This window comes from Oceanisphaera sp. IT1-181 (assembly GCF_033807535.1).
Lineage (GTDB): Bacteria > Pseudomonadota > Gammaproteobacteria > Enterobacterales > Aeromonadaceae > Oceanimonas.
Window position 1 is genome coordinate 2,426,106 of record NZ_CP136856.1, and the last position, 18,911, is coordinate 2,445,016.

Below are 18,911 nucleotides of genomic sequence, written 5' to 3' on the forward strand. Positions count from 1 at the left end.
TCCCATGTCCCTTGCCGCATGACCTTTACCGGTATATCGGCCGTAATTTCAAGAGTGCCATGAGCAAAAAACTTCACATTAAAACCTGGGGCTGTCAGATGAACGAGTACGATTCATCTAAGATGGCCGATCTACTGGACGCAACCCACGGCTACGAGCTGACGGACGACCCAACCGAAGCCGACGTGCTGCTGCTAAACACCTGCTCTATTCGTGAGAAAGCGCAAGAAAAAGTGTTTCATCAGTTAGGCCGCTGGCGCCCGCTAAAAATGATCAATCCTAAACTGGTGATTGGCGTTGGCGGCTGCGTGGCTTCTCAAGAAGGTGAAGCCATTCGTGCCCGCGCCCATTACGTAGACTTAGTCTTTGGTCCGCAAACGCTGCATCGGCTACCGGCCATGATTAAAGCCGTGCTTGAAGGTAACGGCGCTCAAGTAGACGTAACCTTTCCTGAGATAGAGAAATTCGACAACCTGCCCGAGCCCCGCGCAGAAGGTGCTAGCGCCTATGTGTCGATCATGGAAGGCTGTTCTAAGTACTGTTCGTTTTGCGTGGTGCCTTATACCCGCGGCGAAGAAGTCAGCCGCCCCATGGATGACGTGCTCTACGAAATCGCCCAGCTTGCTGACCAAGGCGTGCGTGAGGTGAATTTATTAGGCCAAAACGTGAACGGCTATCGTGGTGAGACCCATGACGGCAGCATTTGCAGCTTCGCGGAATTATTACGCTTAGTGGCATCCATCGATGGTATCGACCGGGTGCGCTACACCACCAGTCATCCCATTGAATTTACCGACGACATTATTGAGGTCTATAGAGACACGCCAGAATTGGTGAGCTTCTTACACCTGCCAGTACAAAGTGGCTCAGATCGCATCTTAACGCTGATGAAACGCGCGCACACGGCGTTGGAATATAAGTCCAAAATTCGCCGCCTGCGCGCGGTACGCCCGGATGTCACCATCAGCTCTGATTTTATCATCGGCTTTCCCGGTGAAGATGAAGACGACTTTGAGCGCACCCTCAAGCTGATTGAAGATGTGGGCTTTGACTTAAGCTACAGCTTTATCTTTAGCGCTCGTCCGGGTACACCGGCTGCCGATTTGCCTGATGATGTGCCACTGGAAGAGAAGAAAGCCCGCTTGGCGCGTCTGCAAACGCTGATCAATAATCAAGCACAGCTGATCAGCCGTCAGATGTTGGGCACCACCCAGCGTATTCTGGTGGAAGGCCCCTCGAAAATGGATCCGATGGAGCTGCGAGGCCGCACCGAAAATAACCGTGTGGTGAACTTTGTAGGTGCCCATACCTTGATTGGCGGCTTTGCTGACGTAGAAATTATCGAAGCCAGACCCAACAGCCTGCGCGGTAAGTTTATCCGCGGTGAAGCTGAGATGGGTCTGCGGGTACAAACCTCGCCCAAGAGCATTTTAGGCCGCCGCCCCGATGGCGTGCCTGATGCAGTCGGCGTCGCGACGTTTACGCCTTAGTTCACCCGCAAGGAGTGAAGCGTAAAGAGTGAGGAGTAAAGAGTCAGGCAAAGAGGAGTCCCTCATTTCTGACAATTTACTCCTCTCGCTTATTTAATAACTGACACTAGGAGTTATTTTGTCACCTACTGTTACCACTGTAGAACTTGAATTAGCGCCCGCCGATGGTGCGCGTTTGGCCAGTCTCTGTGGCCCGCTTGATGACAACATCAAACAATTAGAGCGCCGTTTAGGCATAGAAATTAATTATCACAATCAGTATTTTACGCTAGTGGGGCGTACCGCTCAGGTCAATATTGGCGCACACTTGTTAAAGCATTTATATGTGGAAACGCAAGCCTTACGCGGTCAAGCCGTGCCCGACATTACGCCCGAGCTGGTGCATTTGGCCATTAAAGAAAGCCAAGTGTTAGACCAAGATGACACCCCAGATATCGAACATCTGTACGGTAAATCGGTCAACATCAAAACCAAGCGTGGCCTAATTAAACCACGCACCGCCAGCCAAGCTCACTATATGGCGCATATCTCCAGCCACGATATTACCTTTGGTATTGGCCCTGCCGGTACCGGTAAAACTTATCTGGCCGTGGCGGCCGCCGTCGATGCGTTAGAGCGCCAAGAAGTACGCCGTATCTTATTAACGCGCCCCGCCGTTGAGGCCGGTGAGAAACTGGGTTTCTTGCCGGGGGATTTAAGCAAAAAAGTCGACCCTTACTTGCGCCCGCTGTATGACGCCTTATTTGAAATGCTCGGCTTTGAGCAAGTCGAAAAGCTGATTGAGCGCAACGTGATTGAAATCGCCCCCTTGGCGTATATGCGTGGTCGCACCTTAAATGATGCTTTTATTATTCTCGATGAAAGCCAAAATACCACCCTTGAGCAGATGAAGATGTTTTTAACGCGCATCGGCTTTAACTCTCGTGCTGTGGTCACCGGCGACATTACACAGGTAGACTTGCCGCGTAATGCCAAGTCCGGCTTGCGCCATGCGATGGAGGTGCTCGACGGCGTTGAAGGCCTGTCCTTTAACTTCTTTCATGCAGAAGACGTAGTACGCCACCCCGTAGTGGCGCGCATTGTGCGTGCATATGAAGCCTTTGACAGCCAACAGGCTGAGTTAAACGACAAGCAGAGCTAAACAACTAACCTGAACTAAACAAGCAGGCTGAACTAAATAACAGGAAACATCATGAATTTGTGGTTAGATTTACAGTTGGCCTGTGACGAAGCACCGGGCTTGCCGAACGAGTCTGAACTTGAAGTTTGGCTACAAGCCGCGCTGCTTAATGAGCGCGAAGAGGCCGAAGTGACGGTGCGTTTGGTGGACGAAGCAGAAAGTCACCAGCTTAATCATGATTATCGCGGTAAAGATAAGTCCACTAATGTGTTATCTTTCCCCTTTGAAGCGCCGCCCGGCATTGAGCTGCCCTTATTGGGTGACTTGGTGATTTGTCGCCAAGTGGTGGAGCGCGAAGCAATTGAACAACATAAACCGCTCACCGCCCATTGGGCACACATGGTGGTGCACGGTTGCTTGCATTTACTGGGCTTTGACCATATTAAGGATGATGAAGCCGAGATAATGGAAGCAAAAGAAATTGCCATTTTGGCTACCCTTGGCTTTGCCAATCCCTACTTAGATGATGAAGGTTAAATTAGGTCAATGAGCGACGATAATTCGAACTCAGAACACGGTTCGTCCAGTAAGAAAAACTGGCTAGAAAAGCTGGGTCAGCTTTTTCAGGGCGAACCGAAGAATCGCGAAGAATTAGTAGAAGTGATCATGGAAGCCAGTCAGCGGGAGCTGATCGATCAAGATACCAAAGATATGATTGAAGGCGTACTCGAGGTGAGCGAGCTGAGGGTGCGAGACATTATGATCCCCCGCTCGCAAATGGTGACGGTGGAGAAATCTCAGCCCGTGTCCTCATTTTTGCCCATGATCATCGAATCCACTCATTCGCGCTTCCCAGTGGTCAATGAAGATAAAGACCACATAGAGGGCATTTTGCTGGCCAAGGATCTGCTGCAATACGGCTTTGGCCTCAATGACGATACCTTCACCATCGACAAGATACTGCGCACCGCCGTAGTGGTGCCTGAAAGCAAGCGTCTCGATAAGCTGCTAAAAGAATTTCGTCAAGAGCGCTATCACATGGCGATCGTGGTGGATGAGTTTGGCGGCGTCTCCGGGTTAGTGACCATAGAAGACATTCTAGAGCTCATCGTCGGCGATATTGAAGACGAGTTTGATGCCGAAGAATGCGCGGAAATCCGTCAAATTACGTCGCGGGTGTATGCGGTGGCGGCACTGACCGACATCGAAGACTTTAATGAATATTTTAATACCGATTTTAGTGACGAAGAGGCAGATACCGTAGGTGGCTTAGTCATGCACGCCTTTGGTCACTTACCCGCTAAAGGTGAACAGCTCGAAATCAACGGCTTTATCTTTAAAGTAGCGCACACCGATCGTCGACGTTTGCTGCAATTACAGGTTAAGCTCCCCAGTAGTCAGGAATCCTCCACCTCGGAAAACATATAAACGTGCGCCACTTTTTCTTTAGCCTTGGGGCCCTGCTGAGCGGGGTTCTTGGCGTTTACGCCTTCAGCCCTTTCGGTTACTGGCCGTTAGCACTGGTGTCTTTATTTGGTTTATACGCCAGCACTCAAACACTGAGCCCCGGCAGGGCTGCGCGACGCAGCTTTATCTGGGCCATGGGCTTTTACTTAGTAGGCTTATGGTGGATCCATAACAGCATGACCATTTTTGGTGGCATGCCGTTATGGGCGGCCTTCTTGCTGGTGGCGCTATTAGCTGCATATTTGAGCTTGTACACGGCAGCCGCCATTTGGCTGGCCCAACGCTTGGTGCCCTCTCGCACTTGGCGGGCGCTATTAGTGTTGCCCGCATTGCTGATAGCCGCCGACTGGTTACGGGGCTGGGTAATGACCGGCTTTCCTTGGTTATGGTTTGGTTACAGTCAACTGGAAGGCCCACTGGCCGGTTTAGCACCCATTATGGGGGTACAAGGCATCAGCTGGCTGTTGACCTTTACTGCCGCGACGGCTTGGTTACTGCTACAACGCCGCCCTACTTGGTGGCCGGGTGTGGCCGCCATCGCGCTGTGGGGCCTCGCCTTTAGCAGTAACTTTGTGCAATGGGTCACCCCCACTCAAGAAAGCCGCTTTGCCTTGGTGCAGGGTAATATTGAGCAATCGCTAAAGTGGATCCCGGGGCAATTAGAGCAAAGCTTAGAACGCTATATTAGCCTTACTTTGCCAGAGCGCGATGCCGATGTGGTGATCTGGCCTGAGTCCGCTTTGCCCAGCACAGAGCAACAATTAGCGCCTTGGTTAAAGCAGGTGGATCTTATGATGCGCGACCGTGGCCAAAGCTTGATCACCGGTTTAGTGTCCGAGCCCAGCTCAGGTGATATGTATAATTCTGTGATCACCCTTGGCCATAACGCAATTCCTTATGAGATGGAGCACAGCAATCGTTATTACAAGCAGCACCTAGTGCCGGTGGGCGAATTTGTGCCCTTTGGCGACTTGTTGCGCCCCATAGCGCCATTTTTTAACTTGCCGATGTCGTCTTTTGCTCGCGGAGAGGCAAATCAGCCGGACTTAACCGCAGCCGGTCAACAGCTCAGCGTGGCTATTTGTTATGAAGTGGCCTTCCCCAGTCTAGTGCGCGCGAACATGAAACCAAACACGGATTACCTGCTGACCGTATCTAACGATACTTGGTTTGGTCAGTCGATAGGTCCTTGGCAGCATCAAGAAATTGCCCGCATGCGCGCCCTTGAGCTGGGTCGACCGCTAATTCGTGCTACCAATAATGGCGTCACGCTAGTCACGGATGAAAAAGGCCAGATCACCGCCAGCTTGCCACAGTTTGAGACCGGCGTGTTACAAGCCAACGTCACCGGCATGACGGGGCTCACCCCTTATGCTCGCTTTGGCAGCATGCCGTTGTTAGCCTGGTTACTGATCAGTGTTTTAGTGGGTATCACCGTAGGCCGCCGCCAGTTTTACGGCCGCCAACAGCGTTTAGCCGCCCAACAAAACCTGAGAAATAGAGCGAGAAGCTAGAGCAGCGCTCGGCTAGAAACAAAAACGCCGCATCACGAGATGCGGCGTTTTTTTAGCTGTAAAAATAGATTTTTCCGACGACAAAAAACAAGGCTACCTACAAATGGTTTTGAATTTGTAGCCCAGCAATTTATTCGCTGGTCCTGCGAAGCAGGATATTTAGCCTAAAAATCAGAACAAAACCGCGGCGAATACTCTTTATCTAAGAAACGGCCGCCTACAAAAGACACGCCCCCCGTAGCTGCCCGTCTCTTGGGTAAAGAGGACTTCGGCAGGCCAGCGTAGCTGGCTGTTTTTAAAATAATATAAAACCGCGGCGAATAAATTGCCGCCTACGAAAGACAGCTCTTCACGCTTTCCCCCTCACCCCTCACGGAAAATCAAACCGCCAACGGTCGGCGGATAAAGCGGTTGTGGTTGCATTCTAAACATGTGGTCAGCACTTCTGGGTGCGTCACTTCATGAGAATGGGCGCATAAGGTGCAGTCGAAGCGGCCGGGGCCGACTACGTCGCCCGCTTGGTATTCACCGTGTTGTCTTAACTCAGTGGCCAGCTCGTGCCATTCCAGCTGGCTTTTGTCGGTGATATCCGACAACCAGCCCCAGACCGTTTCTTTGATGCGTCGATAATAGAGGCTGTCTCGAAACTCATCGCCGCTGTCTTCTAGCTCTACTAAGTCGCGTTTCACGTATTCGGCAATCAGCGCCAACTCATCTTTGGTCAGATCACTGACCGCTTCCATGTAGGCGTGCGTGGTATTGACCAGCTCTTTGATGCTGACATCATCGCTTTCTTGCCAGCGTTTTTGTAACTCAGCCACAAACTCGTCATAACCTTTTTTCTTTTTATGATCTTGGTTATCCATGCGCATTCTCCCTTAAGATAGTCAGCGCTAAGGGGCGGCTATTGTTGCCTTTCCCCCCCTAGGGTATTCTATGTCGATATATCGCCGTGGTTTATCACCCATTTCTCAGATCCGGATGTCACTAATGCAAGAGCAATACATTCCCCAAAACATTGAGCCCAAAGTACAAGGCTTGTGGGCAGACCAGCAGACCTTTAAGGCCACCGAACAAGCAGATAAAGAAAAGTTTTACTGCCTATCCATGTTTCCTTATCCCTCCGGCCGACTGCACATGGGGCATGTACGTAACTACACCATAGGTGACGTTATATCTCGCTATCAACGCCTGCAAGGTAAAAATGTTATGCAGCCCATAGGTTGGGACGCATTTGGCCTGCCTGCCGAGAACGCGGCCATCAATAACAAGACCTCCCCCGCGCCTTGGACTTACGAAAATATCGATTACATGAAAAACCAGCTGAAGCGTTTGGGCTTTGGTTATGACTGGAGCCGCGAATTCGCTACCTGCGATCCAGAATATTACCGTTGGGAGCAGTGGTTCTTCACTAAATTGTATGACCAAGGCTTGGTGTACAAGAAGACTTCATCGGTTAACTGGTGTCCTAACGATGAAACCGTATTGGCCAACGAGCAGGTAAACGACGGCTGTTGCTGGCGTTGTGACTCACCGGTTGAGCGCAAAGAAATCCCCCAGTGGTTTATTAAGATCACCGATTACGCGGACGAGCTGCTGAGCGAGCTGGATAATCTGAACGAATGGCCAGAGCAAGTTAAAGCCATGCAGCGCAACTGGATTGGCCGCAGCGAAGGCGTGACCCTTACCTTCAAAGTAAGCGAGCAAGACCAGTCGTTTGATGTGTATACCACACGTCCCGACACTTTATACGGTGTGACTTATGTGGGCATCGCTGCCGGTCACCCGCTGGCCGCTCAAGCTGCGGCTAATAACCCAGCACTGAGTGCCTTTGTTGATGAGTGTAAGCACAACAGCAAAGTGGCCGAAGCCGACATGGCCACCATGGACAAAAAAGGCATGGCCACCGGTCTTTACGCCGAGCATCCGCTAACTGGCAAGCTGGTGCCAATTTGGGTAGCTAACTTCGTACTGATGGATTACGGCTCAGGTGCCGTGATGTCAGTACCGGCTCACGATGAGCGCGACTTTGAATTTGCAAAGCTTTACGGCTTGAATATTATCCCTGTTATCAAGCCTGCTGATGGCACCGAACTTGATATCAGCAAAGAAGCCTTTACCGAGCAAGGTGTATTGTTTAACTCCGAGCAGTTTGATGGTTTAGAGTTTCAAGCGGCCTTCGATGCCATCGCCGATACCTTAATCGAGAAAAAGCTTGGGCAACGCACCGTAAATTACCGCCTGCGTGACTGGGGCGTGAGCCGCCAGCGCTACTGGGGCGCGCCTATCCCGATGTTGACGCTGGAAGACGGCTCAGTAGTGGCCGTGCCAGAGGCAGACTTGCCAGTGATACTGCCAGAAGACGTGGTAATGGACGGCATTCAAAGCCCAATCAAGGCGGATCCTGAGTGGGCGAAAACCACCTATAACGGTCAGCCTGCGCTGCGCGAAACTGATACCTTCGACACCTTTATGGAGTCCTCTTGGTATTACGCGCGCTATTGCAGCCCAGATTACGATAAAGGCATGTTGGATCCAGAAAAAGCCAACTACTGGCTGCCAGTAGATCAATATATCGGCGGTATCGAACACGCCTGTATGCACCTGTTGTACGCCCGCTTCTTCCATAAATTGCTGCGCGACACGGGCCTAGTGACTTCTGACGAGCCGTTCAAGCGTTTATTGTGCCAAGGCATGGTACTGGCGGATGCCTTCTACCACACCGATGAAAAAGGCGCGCGTACTTGGGTTAGCCCACTGGACGTAAACATTGAACGCGATGAAAAAGGCCGCATTCAAAAGGCGCAGGACGCCAGCGGCCATGAATTAGTACACACCGGCATGACCAAGATGTCTAAGTCAAAGAACAACGGTATCGACCCGCAGACCATGATCGATAAATACGGCGCCGATACCGTGCGTTTATTTATGATGTTTGCCGCCCCTGCCGACATGACGCTGGAATGGTCAGACTCAGGTGTAGAAGGCGCCCAGCGCTTTATTAAACGTCTGTGGCGTTTAGTGTTTGAACATCAAGCACTGGGGTCAGTGGCTGAACTTGATATCGCCAGCTTAAGCGGTGAGCAAAAAGCGCTGCGCCGTGACGTGCACAAGACCATTGCCAAAGTGAGCGATGATATCGGTCGTCGTCAGACCTTTAACACCGCTATTGCCGCTGTGATGGAGCTGATGAACAAGCTGACTAAGATTGACAACACAGATGCACAAAACCGTGCTCTTTTACAAGAAGCACTGGTCGCCATTACCGTGATGTTGCACCCTATTATCCCGCACACTTGTTTTGAGTTGTGGCAGGCACTGGGCCAGCAAGATATCGACCATGCACCTTGGCCTGTGGTTGATGCCCAAGCGTTAGTGGAAGACGAAAAGTTGGTCGTGGTACAGGTGAACGGCAAGGTGCGCGGTAAAATTACCGTGGCCGCCGATGCGGACCAAGAAGCGGTGAGTGCCATTGCTCAAGCGGATGAAAACGTGTCCCGTCACTTAACGGATAAAACCGTGCGCAAGGTGATTTACATCCCCGGCAAGCTGCTGAATATCGTAGCTAACTGATTAACGAACAGCGGCACGCTTTAAGCTATACGCTGTAAGACAAACCGAGCGCCCATGTATATTAAGGTGCTCGGTTTAGTTTTAGCTTGGTGCTCGGCGCATGGCGCTTGGTGCTTTCTTTGAGGAATCTTCATGTTCACATCGATTAAAGCCACGGCCTTAGTATTACTGACCTTGTTGTTAGTCGGTTGTGGCTTTCAGCTAAGAGGCGGCGAGAACTTAGCACCTGAGTTACGCCAACTCGCCTTAGTGGGCGACGACAAGAGCCAGTTCTATCGGTTAGTGGCGGCACGCTTACAGCGCGCCGGTGCCGTGCTGGTGTCACCGGGTTCTGGCGCGCCTATCTTGAGCATTACTGGGGTGGGCTTAAGCAATACCGTCGCCTCGGTTAACAGCCAAGTCGCGGCATTGGAATACGCGAGCCGTTTTGGCACCCGTTTTACGCTGGATATGCCGGACGAGTCGCGCCAAGTGTTTAACGTCACCTTTAACCGCAGTTTTCTTGATAAGTCAGCCCAAGCGCTGGCCTCAAGCCGAGAGCAAAAGCAATTGCACGAACAAATGGAGCGGGAAGCGGCCGAGCAAATTGTCCGCCAGCTGAACCGTTTGTCGTTCTAATGCGTTTGTATCCAGAAAAACTGGCACAACATCTTAAAGCAGGGCTAGCGCCCTGCTATTTTATTTATGGCGACGAGCCGCTGCTTAAACAAGAAGCACTGGATTTGTTGCGCCATACCGCACGCGGCCAAGGCTTTGACGAGCGACTGCGCTTTGATGCAGACCAAGGGCTGGATTGGGACGAGATTTTTGCTGCCAGTCAGTCATTAAGCTTATTTAGCCAACGCCAAATTATTGAACTGCAGCTGCCTGAGAAGTTAGATAAAACCGCTTCCGAGCGGCTGCGCGAATTGCTTAAACAATGTCATCCAGATTTATTGCTGCTGATAACCGGCCCCAAGCTCAATCAGCAACAGCAAAAAGGCGCTTGGTTTACCGCCCTCAGTAGTGCGGGCCCAGTGATCCCTGTGGCAACACCCGAAGGCCCGCACTTTGCGCGCTGGTTAAGCCAACGCTTGCAACAAAACCGCCTACAGGTCGAAGCAGAAGGCGTGCGTTGGTTAGCCTTTGCCTTTGAGGGCAACTTGCTAGCGCTCAGTGGTGAGATAGAAAAGCTGGTATTACAAAACCTACCGCAGCCGCTCACCTTGGCGCTGCTACAACAGCAAGTGCAGCCCCATCATCAATTTAATCCGTTTCAGCTGTTTGACCCGCTGCTCGAGGGCAAGGTAAAACGGGGCTGTCGAATTTTATTGCAGCTGCGTGCCGAGGGTATAGATGCAGGCATGCTGTGTCATTTATTGGCCCGAGAGCTCAACGCGCTATTGCAGATGCAATTAGGCTTAAGCGCCGGCCAGTCGTTTTCACAACTCGCCTCAGAGCTGCGTATTTGGTCAAGTCGCCAAAACTTGGTGCAAAGCGCGCTCAATCGTTTGCCGCTGGCTAAACTGCAGCAACTGCAAAGCATGCTGGCCGCCGCAGACGTAGCCGTAGCCAGCTTTGATGACGACGAAGCCTGGCGCTGGCTATACAGCATCTGCATCGGCTTTCTCGATGAAAAAATGATGGGGATTTGCCCGTAGCCACAAGCTAAGAGACAAACCAACATCAAAACTAGACATATATTTGCCACGGAATCCACGGAAGAACACGGACGTAGAGCAAGCCCCAGAGCGACAAGTAAAAAGCCTATTTATTATAAGATCTGATCCCTAGAAATCATTTTTCGCTTTTATCTTTATTGTTCCGTGGGTTCCGTGGATTCCGTGGCAAAAAATCTTTGGCTCTTTGGATCTTTGTCGTCCTCTTCACGCTTAACATAGGGTTCTTGCAATGAATAACGCCATTGGTTTATTGGGTGGTACCTTTGATCCGATTCATGTGGGTCATTTACGCCCGGCTATCGCCCTGCTTGAGCGGCTAAATTTGAGTGAAGTGCGCTTAATTCCCAATTATATTCCGCCCCATAAGGCCACGCCGGACAGCTCACCTGAGCATCGCTTAGCCATGGTGCAGTTGGCGGCCGGCCAAACAACTGGGCTGGTGGTGGATGAGCGCGAGCTTAAGCGCAATCGCCCTTCTTATACGCTGGATACCCTTAAAGAGCTGCGCGCCGAGCTGCCAGATACGCCGCTGTGCTTTTTAATGGGCATGGATTCATTATGTCAGCTAGATCAATGGCATGGCTGGCAGCAGTTGCTTGACTATGCGCACTTGGTGGTCAGCCACAGACCCGGCTGGCAACCTGATTTCAATGCCAATATTAGTGCCGTGGTAAAAGCTCACGCCACCTCAGATCCTGAGCAACTGAGCCGCCAATTAAGCGGCTGTATTTACCTGTTTGATAATCCACAATTGGACATTTCTTCGACACTCATTCGCAATTGTGTAAAAGAGGGGAACAATCCGCAATATTTGTTGCCAGAACCCGTGCTCAACTACATTCGAGACAAGGGACTCTATCAATTGCCCGTGTTATAATCCGCCGTCATAATTTCATTGAGGAGCGCACCCCTTGCAAGGTAAAGAACTGTACGATTTTATTGTTGATAAGCTCGACGATAGCAAAGCCCTAGACATCCAAGTATTAGACGTCGTTGGCAAGTCCACCATTACCGACTGCATGATCGTATGCTCGGGTACCTCTAGCCGCCATGTGAACGCCATTGCTGAGCGTATCGTCATGGATGCCAAGCAAGCCAATCTCACTTTTTTGAGCATGCAAGGCAAAGACACTGGCGAATGGGTATTGGTCGACTTAGGTGATGTGATCATTCACGTCATGCAAGACGAAACCCGTAATTTATATGAGCTCGAAAAACTGTGGGGCGGTCCAACAGTAGGAGCGTCCGCCTAATGAAAATACAACTGGTGGCGGTGGGCACTAAAATGCCTGCTTGGGTCACCACCGGTTTTCAGGAATACCAACGCCGTTTTCCTAGAGATTTACCTTTGGAGCTCATCGAAATTAGCGCCGGTAAACGGGGTAAAAACGCAGATATCGAGCGTATTTTACAGCGTGAAGGGGAGCAAATGCTGGCGGCTGTGTCTAAGTCTGCTTGCATCGTGACCTTGGATATTCCTGGCCGACCCTGGACAACGCCCCAATTAGCCGGTGAGCTTGAACGCTGGCAAATGGACGGGCGTGATGTGGCGATTTTAATTGGTGGGCCCGAAGGCTTGTCGCCGGCGTGTAAAGCCGCCGCCGAACAATCTTGGTCTTTATCCACCTTGACCCTGCCCCATCCCTTGGTACGAGTAGTTGCAGCCGAAAGTCTGTATCGCGCGTGGAGCGTTAATAACAACCACCCCTACCACCGAGAATAAGCATGGCAAAGTCGCAGGTAAAGATGCGCGATCATGGCGCCGAGTCCTCTTTGTACTGGCGCCGTGCCGTCATTGCCTTTGTCGGCATTATGGTATTGATGGGCGTGTTACTCGCCAATCTCTATCATCTGCAAATTATTCAACATCAAAGCTACCAAACCCGCTCTAATGATAACCGCATTAAAGTGGTGCCTGTGCCCCCCACCCGTGGTCTTATCTACGATCGCAACGGTGTGTTATTGGCAGAAAACCGGCCCATTTACAGCCTAGAAATTACGCCCGAACAAGCCCCCGATTTAGAGCAAAACGTCGATCAATTGATTGCGTTACTTGAGCTGGATCCACAAGTCAAAGATCGCTTTCTCACCGAAGTCCGTCGCCAACGGCGCTTTACGCCCGTGGTACTGGTTAACCGCCTAGATGAAGCCCAAGTGGCGCGCTTTAGCATTAACCAGCATAAATTCCCCGGTGCTTCTATTGAGGCCTATCTAAAGCGTTTTTATCCCTATCGCGATACCTTTACCCATGTGATTGGTTATGTAGCGCGCATTAACGATAAAGACGTGGCGCGCCTAAAAGCCGATAACAAGTTCGCTAACTACGCCTCCACCCAAGACATTGGCAAGCTAGGCGTGGAGCGTTATTACGAAGACATGTTGCATGGCCAAACTGGCTATCAAGAAGTGGAAGTGAACAACCGTGGGCGGGTGATCCGCACCCTAAAATATCAGCCACCGATCCCGGGTAATGATATTTATCTGAACGTAGACGTAGCGCTGCAGCAAAAAGCACAAAAGCTGATGGGTAATAGGCGCGGTGCCGCCGTGATCATGACGCCGCAAGACGGCAAGATTTTGGCTTTGATCTCCAGCCCCAGTTACGATCCTAATCTTTTCGTGCATGGCATCAGTGGCCCTGAATATCGCGAGCTGCTGAATAACCCAGACCGGCCGTTGATCAATCGCGCCAGCCAAGGTATTTATGCGCCCGCCTCCACCGTGAAACCTATGTTGGCGGTGATGGGCTTAAACGAAGGGGTGTTTACACCGAATACCCGTTTCTTTGGTGGACCTTTTTTTCAAATCCCCAATACCAAACATAAGTTTCGCGACTGGCGGCGCTGGGGCCATGGCTGGATGGATGTGTACCGCGCCATCGAAATTTCTGCCGATACCTTTTTCTATGACTTGGCCTATAAAGCCGGCATCGACACCCTGCACGATTACATGACCCAGTTTGGCTTTGGCCAATTTTCTGGCATAGATCTGCACGAAGAAGCCAACGGCACTATGCCCTCGCGGGATTGGAAACGCAGCCGTCATAAGCAAGCTTGGTATCAAGGCGACACCATTTCGGTGGGCATTGGCCAAGGCTACTGGTCGGCCACCCCGCTGCAATTGGCTCGCGCCACCACTATTTTGGTGGATCACGGTGAAACCATACATCCCAGATTGTTACACGCCATTGGCACCCCTGAGGGCATGATTGCCATGCCCATCAGTAAAGGTGAGCCGATTGTGGTCAAACACGACAGCTACTGGAATGTAGCCTTGTCAGGCATGCACAGAGTTATCAATGGCCGAGAAGGCACGGCTCGTCGCGCCTTTGCCAACACCCCTTATACGGCGGCAGGCAAGTCAGGCACGGCACAGGTATTTAGCTTGGCCGAAAACCAACAATATGATCATGCCTCCACCAAAGAGCATTTACGTGATAACGCACTGTTTGTGGCTTACGCCCCTTATGAAAATCCTGAGGTGGTGGTGTCTGTGGTATTAGAAAACATCGGCGGCGGCAGTACTCACGCCGCTCCCGTGGCCCGCTCATTACTCGACTTATATATGCTCCCCGATAAAGAGCCGGTGATCGGTGATGAGAGCAGTGAGGAGCAAGATTAATGGGTAAACATCATGAGCGCCGCCAGTTAGGGGAGATATTGCACCTAGACTGGCCATTATTTTTGGCCTTGCTGAGCTTATTAAGCGCCAGTCTAGTGATTTTATATTCGGCCTCCGGTGAAGACGCCGACGCCCTATTGCGCCAAGGCACGCGCATCGGTTTATCGCTCGTGATCATGTTGGGCTTGGGGCAAATGCCACCCAGCTTTTATGCTCGTTGGTCGCCGCCGGTGTTTATTTTCGGCGTGATACTGCTGGTATTAGTGATGCTGGTGGGGGATGTGGGCAAAGGCGCCCAGCGCTGGCTAGAAGTGGGCAGCATTCGCTTTCAGCCCTCAGAAATAATGAAGCTGGTGATGCCAATGATGATCGCCACCTATATTAGCCGCTACCCCTTGCCCCCTAGCCTGCTGCGGGTATTTTTAGCGCTGGCCATGGTAATGGTGCCGACCCTGCTTATTGCGCGCCAGCCAGATTTGGGCACCTCATTATTGGTGGCGGCCTCCGGGTTTTTTGTAATTTTTTTAGCGGGTTTATCCTGGCGCTTAATAGTGGCGGCTATGGTAGCCATCGCTGCCTTTATACCGCCGCTGTGGTTTTTCTTGATGCACGACTACCAAAAGCGACGAGTTCTGACTTTGCTTAATCCAGAGACGGATCCGCTGGGCGCCGGTTATCATATCATTCAGTCCAAGATTGCTATCGGCTCTGGCGGCTTGTGGGGCAAGGGCTGGCTGCAAGGCACCCAATCTCAGCTGGAGTTTTTGCCCGAGCGCCATACGGATTTCATCTTTGCAGTGCTCGCCGAAGAGTTCGGCTTAGTTGGCGTTTGCTTACTGGTGCTGTTATACCTCTTCATTATTTGGCGCGGCCTGTATATTTCCATGCAAGCACAAGGCGCTTTTCCGCGACTGGTGGGCGGCGCCATCACCCTGACCTTCTTTGTCTATGTGTTCGTTAATATCGGCATGGTCAGCGGTTTGTTACCCGTAGTAGGTGTGCCTTTACCGCTGATCAGCTACGGCGGCACCTCCATGGTGACGCTGATGGCCGGCTTTGGCATCTTAATGTCCGTGCATACTCATAAACGCCTATTGGCTAAATAAAAGGATTATAAAATGCGTTTTGCTCTTCTTTCCGCTGCTCTCTTGCTTACCCCCGCAGCCATGGCACAAGACACAAACTCAGAACAAGCAGCCTGGATTGATCAATTAGCCAGCAAATTTGAGATACCCGCCAGTGAGCTGAATGCCGCCCTTGGCCAGGCTACTTATCAGCAGTCTATTATCGATGCCATGACCCGCCCCGCTGAAGCTAAGCCGTGGAGCCAATATCGCCCTATCTTCTTAACCGAGAAGCGCATTAATGACGGCGTAAAATTTTGGCACGATCATAAAGAGTTGTTAGATCAAGCCGTTGAAACCTCAAAAGTACCGGCTGAGATCATCACTGCCATTATTGGCGTAGAAACCTCCTATGGCGCCAACATGGGCAGCTATAAAGTGTTGGATGCGCTTTATACCTTGGGCTTTCATTACCCGCCCCGTGGCGAGTTTTTCCGCTCGGAGTTTGGCCATTACTTAGCACTGGCCAAAGAACAAGGCTGGGATTTAGATAGCCAAAAAGGCTCCTACGCCGGTGCCATGGGCATGGGCCAGTTTATTTCTTCTAGCTATCGCCACTATGCGATTGATGCGGACTCTGATGGCGTGCGCAACTTATTTGTGGCTGACGACGCCGTGGGCAGCGTGGGTAACTACTTTAATGAGCACCACTGGCAGTTAGGCGAAGACGTGGCGTATCCCGCAACAGTGAGTGCTGCCAATGTGGCAGCGGCAGAGGCCTTAATCGAGCCCACTCTTGAAATTAACCACAACTGGGCCGAGTTTGTGGCCGCCGGTATCGTTATTGATTCACAGCTGGATGCCCAGACACCTGTTAAGCTGATTAAGCTAGATGGCGTCGACGGCCCCGAATACTGGGTAGTGAGACATAATTTTTATGTGATAACCCGTTATAATCGCAGTCCTTTATACGCCATGGCGGTTTATCAACTGAGTGAGCAGCTCAAAAATGCCTATGAAAAATCTTTATAAAGCGCTGTTGCCATTGAGCGTGCTAGTGCTGACAGCCTGCAGCTCTAGCTCTGAGTCGCCGATGGAAAAAGCCGAGCAGAAAAAGCATGGCACCCACAGCACAGGTAAGGCTAAAGGTGAAGTTAGAGACGCCCGCTGGCATAAAGAAACCGCCGGCGGACGCTATAGCTTGCGCCAAGATGTGCCACCGGAAGATGCGCCTAAGCTCGATCATGTAAAAGACGCCGTGCCCCGCTATGAGCCCTATACGCGTGGCGGTAATAAGAATTACAATGTGTGGGGCCAAGACTACGAGGTGTGGCAAGACGTACAAAATTACCGAGATGAGGGCTTAGCTTCTTGGTATGGCGCCAAGTTTCATGGTTTTAATACCTCAAACGGCGAGGTGTACGATATGTACACCATGACAGCAGCCCATAAAAACTTGCCGCTGCCCTCGTTTGTGCGCGTCACCAACAAAGAAAACGGCAAGCAGGTAGTGGTACGGGTTAACGACCGTGGGCCCTTTCACGAAGGCCGCGTGATTGACTTATCCTACGCCGCCGCTTATAAGCTCGGCATGTTGGCCACCGGTACCGCTTCGGTCAAGGTGGAGCTGATCAAAATGGCGCCGAACGGTAAAGAAGTCCGTTTGGCCCAGAACGGCAGTGGTAATGTGCTCAATGGCCGCCCCGTTAGTGGTAATCAACTGTATGGCACTAAAGCTGAAGGCACCAGCATCGCGAAAACTGCCCCGACCCAAGTAAAAAGTCAGGTTGCCAGCAGTAAGCCGGTGGTCAGCACGCAAGTAGTACAGGCTCCGCAGGCGGGTAGCGCCACTGCCAAGCACATACAATTAATGGCCACCCGCTCACCGGATAAAGCCAAAGAGCTGGCCGCTAAATTGAGCAAAGAGTATGGCTTTCCGGCGCGTGTAGAGCGCCAGTCCGAATGGTATCGCTTACAAATGGGCCCCATTCCGGGCAATAAAACACAAGCGACCTTAAGCAAGCTGGTCGCCCAAGGATATGCTCAAGCTTATTTTATAAATTAAGCGTTGAGCCTGTTAACTGAAATTTTTAGCCCTTTGGCTTTTTAACTAATTTTTAGTTTTTTACAAACACCGGCTTTTTTGGCCTACACAGATAGGGTTCTCACAGACGTTATGCGCATGCTCACTCCTCTTGCTACTTTATTACTGGCCGCCACGGTTTCTGTTTCGAGCCAGGCACAAATTCTTTCTCCACCCAGTGTGGCGCCCATGATCCCCGAGGCACCGGCGATTGCAGCTAAGTCTTATCTATTAATGGATTACGCCAGCGGCCAAGTGCTGGTCTCTGAAAATGCGGACGAAAAACTGCCACCGGCCAGTTTAACTAAGATGATGACCTCCTACATTTTGGCGCAAGCGCTGAAAGAAGGTAAAGTCAAAAACGAAGACATGGTGACCATCAGCGAAGCGGCCTGGGCGCAGAATTTCCCTGGCTCCTCGGTGATGTTTTTAGAAGTAGGCAAAGAGGTCAGCATCGAAGCCCTGAACCGCGGCATTATTATTCAGTCCGGTAATGACGCCACTGTGGCGGTGGCCGAGCACTTGGCGGGCAGCGTTAACTCCTTTGCGGATCTAATGAACGCTTGGGCGACACGCTTAGGCATGAAAAACAGCCATTTTGTTACGCCCCACGGTCTGCACTCTGATGCCATGTATACCACGGCCAACGACATGGCATTGTTAGGTCAAGCCTTGATCCGCGATGTGCCAGAAGAATATAAAATTTATTCTGAGAAATCCTTCGTCTATAACGGCATCACCCAACACAACCGTAATTCACTGTTGTGGGATAAGTCACTAAACGTAGACGGCATTAAAACCGGCCACGTAGATGCAGTGGGCTACAACTTAGTCTCTTCTGCCACCCAAGAAGACATGCGCTTAATTGCCGTGGTAATTGGTGCCGCCAGTGAGCGCACTCGCGCTGCAGAAAGTAAGAAGCTGTTAACCTACGGCTTTCGTTTTTTCCAAACCGTGACTCCTTATGCTGCGGGCACCAAGCTGATGGATCAAGCCATTTTGCTGGGTGATAAAAGCAGCGTACAGTTAGGAGTAGACCAAGCCGTGTCTGTCACCATACCGCGCGGCCAAGCCAAAGACTTGCAAGCCGATTTTACTTTGGATAAGTCGTTGCGCGCACCCTTAGCTAAGGGCGAGCGCGTCGGCACCTTGCACCTTAAGTTAGACGGCAAAGACGTAGCCGACCTGCCCTTGGTAGCACTGGAAGACGTAGAGAAAGGTGGCTTTTTTAGCCGCATGATCGACTACGTAAAACTGTTTGTTAAAGATTTATTTAGTTAAGCTGCACCTAGAAAAGTAAATTTAAGCCGAAAGCCGC

Annotated in this window: 17 protein-coding genes; 16 read left to right on the forward strand and 1 reads right to left on the reverse strand. The window is 51.3% G+C overall.

Annotated elements, in window-relative coordinates:
- The first annotated feature begins 59 nt into the window (after positions 1–59).
- The 5 genes from miaB to lnt all read left to right on the forward strand — a co-directional run bounded on the left by miaB (position 60) and on the right by lnt (position 5,591).
- Positions 60–1,490: a tRNA (N6-isopentenyl adenosine(37)-C2)-methylthiotransferase MiaB gene (gene miaB / locus R0134_RS10805; RefSeq protein ID WP_319781921.1), complete on the forward strand. Its 1,431-nt coding sequence runs from the start codon at positions 60–62 to the stop codon at positions 1,488–1,490.
- A gap of 118 nt (positions 1,491–1,608) precedes the next feature.
- Positions 1,609–2,631: a PhoH family protein gene (locus R0134_RS10810; RefSeq protein WP_319781922.1), complete on the forward strand. Its 1,023-nt coding sequence runs from the start codon at positions 1,609–1,611 to the stop codon at positions 2,629–2,631.
- A gap of 51 nt (positions 2,632–2,682) precedes the next feature.
- The gene (gene ybeY / locus R0134_RS10815) at positions 2,683–3,147 is read left to right on the forward strand and encodes an rRNA maturation RNase YbeY (RefSeq protein ID WP_319781923.1); all 465 of its coding nucleotides are present in this window, start codon (positions 2,683–2,685) and stop codon (positions 3,145–3,147) included.
- Positions 3,148–3,156: 9 nt separating this feature from the next.
- On the forward strand, positions 3,157–4,038 hold the full coding sequence (gene corC / locus R0134_RS10820) for a CNNM family magnesium/cobalt transport protein CorC (RefSeq protein ID WP_319781924.1): 882 nt from the start codon (positions 3,157–3,159) through the stop codon (positions 4,036–4,038).
- A 2-nt stretch (positions 4,039–4,040) separates the two neighbouring features.
- On the forward strand, positions 4,041–5,591 hold the full coding sequence (gene lnt, locus R0134_RS10825; protein ID WP_319781925.1) for an apolipoprotein N-acyltransferase: 1,551 nt from the start codon (positions 4,041–4,043) through the stop codon (positions 5,589–5,591).
- A gap of 380 nt (positions 5,592–5,971) precedes the next feature.
- Here lnt and R0134_RS10830 read toward each other — a convergent pair whose 3' ends face one another.
- Complete coding sequence (locus tag R0134_RS10830) at positions 5,972–6,457, reverse strand: zinc ribbon-containing protein (RefSeq protein ID WP_319781926.1); 486 nt, start codon at positions 6,455–6,457, stop codon at positions 5,972–5,974.
- A 124-nt stretch (positions 6,458–6,581) separates the two neighbouring features.
- Here R0134_RS10830 and leuS point away from each other — a divergent pair, with 124 nt between their 5' ends.
- The 11 genes from leuS (at position 6,582) to R0134_RS10885 (ending at position 18,874) form a co-directional block, all read left to right on the forward strand.
- Positions 6,582–9,164 (forward strand): leucine--tRNA ligase, encoded by a 2,583-nt coding sequence (gene leuS, locus R0134_RS10835; RefSeq protein ID WP_319784355.1) that lies wholly within the window; start codon positions 6,582–6,584, stop codon positions 9,162–9,164.
- 132 nt (positions 9,165–9,296) lie between these two features.
- A complete protein-coding gene (lptE, locus tag R0134_RS10840) occupies positions 9,297–9,782 on the forward strand; it encodes an LPS assembly lipoprotein LptE (protein WP_319781927.1) in 486 nt (161 codons plus the stop codon).
- Complete coding sequence (holA, locus tag R0134_RS10845; RefSeq protein ID WP_319781928.1) at positions 9,782–10,804, forward strand: DNA polymerase III subunit delta; 1,023 nt, start codon at positions 9,782–9,784, stop codon at positions 10,802–10,804. The genes lptE and holA overlap by 1 nt, the downstream gene beginning before the upstream one ends.
- Positions 10,805–11,054: 250 nt before the next feature.
- Entirely contained in the window at positions 11,055–11,702 is a 648-nt protein-coding gene (nadD, locus tag R0134_RS10850) for a nicotinate-nucleotide adenylyltransferase (protein ID WP_319781929.1), read from the forward strand.
- 34 nt (positions 11,703–11,736) lie between these two features.
- On the forward strand, positions 11,737–12,078 hold the full coding sequence (rsfS, locus tag R0134_RS10855; RefSeq protein WP_319781930.1) for a ribosome silencing factor: 342 nt from the start codon (positions 11,737–11,739) through the stop codon (positions 12,076–12,078).
- Positions 12,078–12,548 carry a 23S rRNA (pseudouridine(1915)-N(3))-methyltransferase RlmH gene (rlmH, locus tag R0134_RS10860; protein WP_319781931.1) on the forward strand — a complete coding sequence of 157 codons (471 nt, stop codon included), beginning with the start codon at positions 12,078–12,080 and terminating at the stop codon, positions 12,546–12,548. Before rsfS ends, rlmH begins: the two co-directional genes overlap by 1 nt.
- 2 nt (positions 12,549–12,550) lie before the next feature.
- Positions 12,551–14,446, forward strand: a complete 1,896-nt coding sequence (gene mrdA, locus R0134_RS10865; RefSeq protein WP_319781932.1) for a penicillin-binding protein 2 — start codon at positions 12,551–12,553, stop codon at positions 14,444–14,446.
- Positions 14,446–15,552 carry a rod shape-determining protein RodA gene (gene rodA, locus R0134_RS10870; RefSeq protein WP_319781933.1) on the forward strand — a complete coding sequence of 369 codons (1,107 nt, stop codon included), beginning with the start codon at positions 14,446–14,448 and terminating at the stop codon, positions 15,550–15,552. Before mrdA ends, rodA begins: the two co-directional genes overlap by 1 nt.
- Before the next feature lie 12 nt (positions 15,553–15,564).
- The gene (gene mltB / locus R0134_RS10875; protein WP_319781934.1) at positions 15,565–16,542 is read left to right on the forward strand and encodes a lytic murein transglycosylase B; all 978 of its coding nucleotides are present in this window, start codon (positions 15,565–15,567) and stop codon (positions 16,540–16,542) included.
- On the forward strand, positions 16,520–17,575 hold the full coding sequence (locus R0134_RS10880; protein ID WP_319781935.1) for a septal ring lytic transglycosylase RlpA family protein: 1,056 nt from the start codon (positions 16,520–16,522) through the stop codon (positions 17,573–17,575). Before mltB ends, R0134_RS10880 begins: the two co-directional genes overlap by 23 nt.
- A gap of 111 nt (positions 17,576–17,686) precedes the next feature.
- Positions 17,687–18,874 (forward strand): serine hydrolase, encoded by a 1,188-nt coding sequence (locus R0134_RS10885; protein ID WP_319781936.1) that lies wholly within the window; start codon positions 17,687–17,689, stop codon positions 18,872–18,874.
- The last annotated feature ends 37 nt before the right edge of the window (positions 18,875–18,911 follow it).

Bases quoted from the DNA above. Each gene is read 5' to 3' on its own strand.
- miaB (WP_319781921.1), top strand. From the start codon at position 60: ATGAGCAAAAAACTTCACATTAAAACCTGGGGCTGTCAGATGAACGAG.
- ybeY (WP_319781923.1), top strand. From the start codon at position 2,683: ATGAATTTGTGGTTAGATTTACAGTTGGCCTGTGACGAAGCACCGGGC.
- corC (WP_319781924.1), top strand. From the start codon at position 3,157: ATGAGCGACGATAATTCGAACTCAGAACACGGTTCGTCCAGTAAGAAA.
- R0134_RS10830 (WP_319781926.1), bottom strand. From the start codon at position 6,457: ATGGATAACCAAGATCATAAAAAGAAAAAAGGTTATGACGAGTTTGTG.
- leuS (WP_319784355.1), top strand. From the start codon at position 6,582: ATGCAAGAGCAATACATTCCCCAAAACATTGAGCCCAAAGTACAAGGC.
- lptE (WP_319781927.1), top strand. From the start codon at position 9,297: ATGTTCACATCGATTAAAGCCACGGCCTTAGTATTACTGACCTTGTTG.
- holA (WP_319781928.1), top strand. From the start codon at position 9,782: ATGCGTTTGTATCCAGAAAAACTGGCACAACATCTTAAAGCAGGGCTA.
- nadD (WP_319781929.1), top strand. From the start codon at position 11,055: ATGAATAACGCCATTGGTTTATTGGGTGGTACCTTTGATCCGATTCAT.
- rlmH (WP_319781931.1), top strand. From the start codon at position 12,078: ATGAAAATACAACTGGTGGCGGTGGGCACTAAAATGCCTGCTTGGGTC.
- mrdA (WP_319781932.1), top strand. From the start codon at position 12,551: ATGGCAAAGTCGCAGGTAAAGATGCGCGATCATGGCGCCGAGTCCTCT.
- rodA (WP_319781933.1), top strand. From the start codon at position 14,446: ATGGGTAAACATCATGAGCGCCGCCAGTTAGGGGAGATATTGCACCTA.
- mltB (WP_319781934.1), top strand. From the start codon at position 15,565: ATGCGTTTTGCTCTTCTTTCCGCTGCTCTCTTGCTTACCCCCGCAGCC.
- R0134_RS10880 (WP_319781935.1), top strand. From the start codon at position 16,520: ATGCCTATGAAAAATCTTTATAAAGCGCTGTTGCCATTGAGCGTGCTA.
- R0134_RS10885 (WP_319781936.1), top strand. From the start codon at position 17,687: ATGCGCATGCTCACTCCTCTTGCTACTTTATTACTGGCCGCCACGGTT.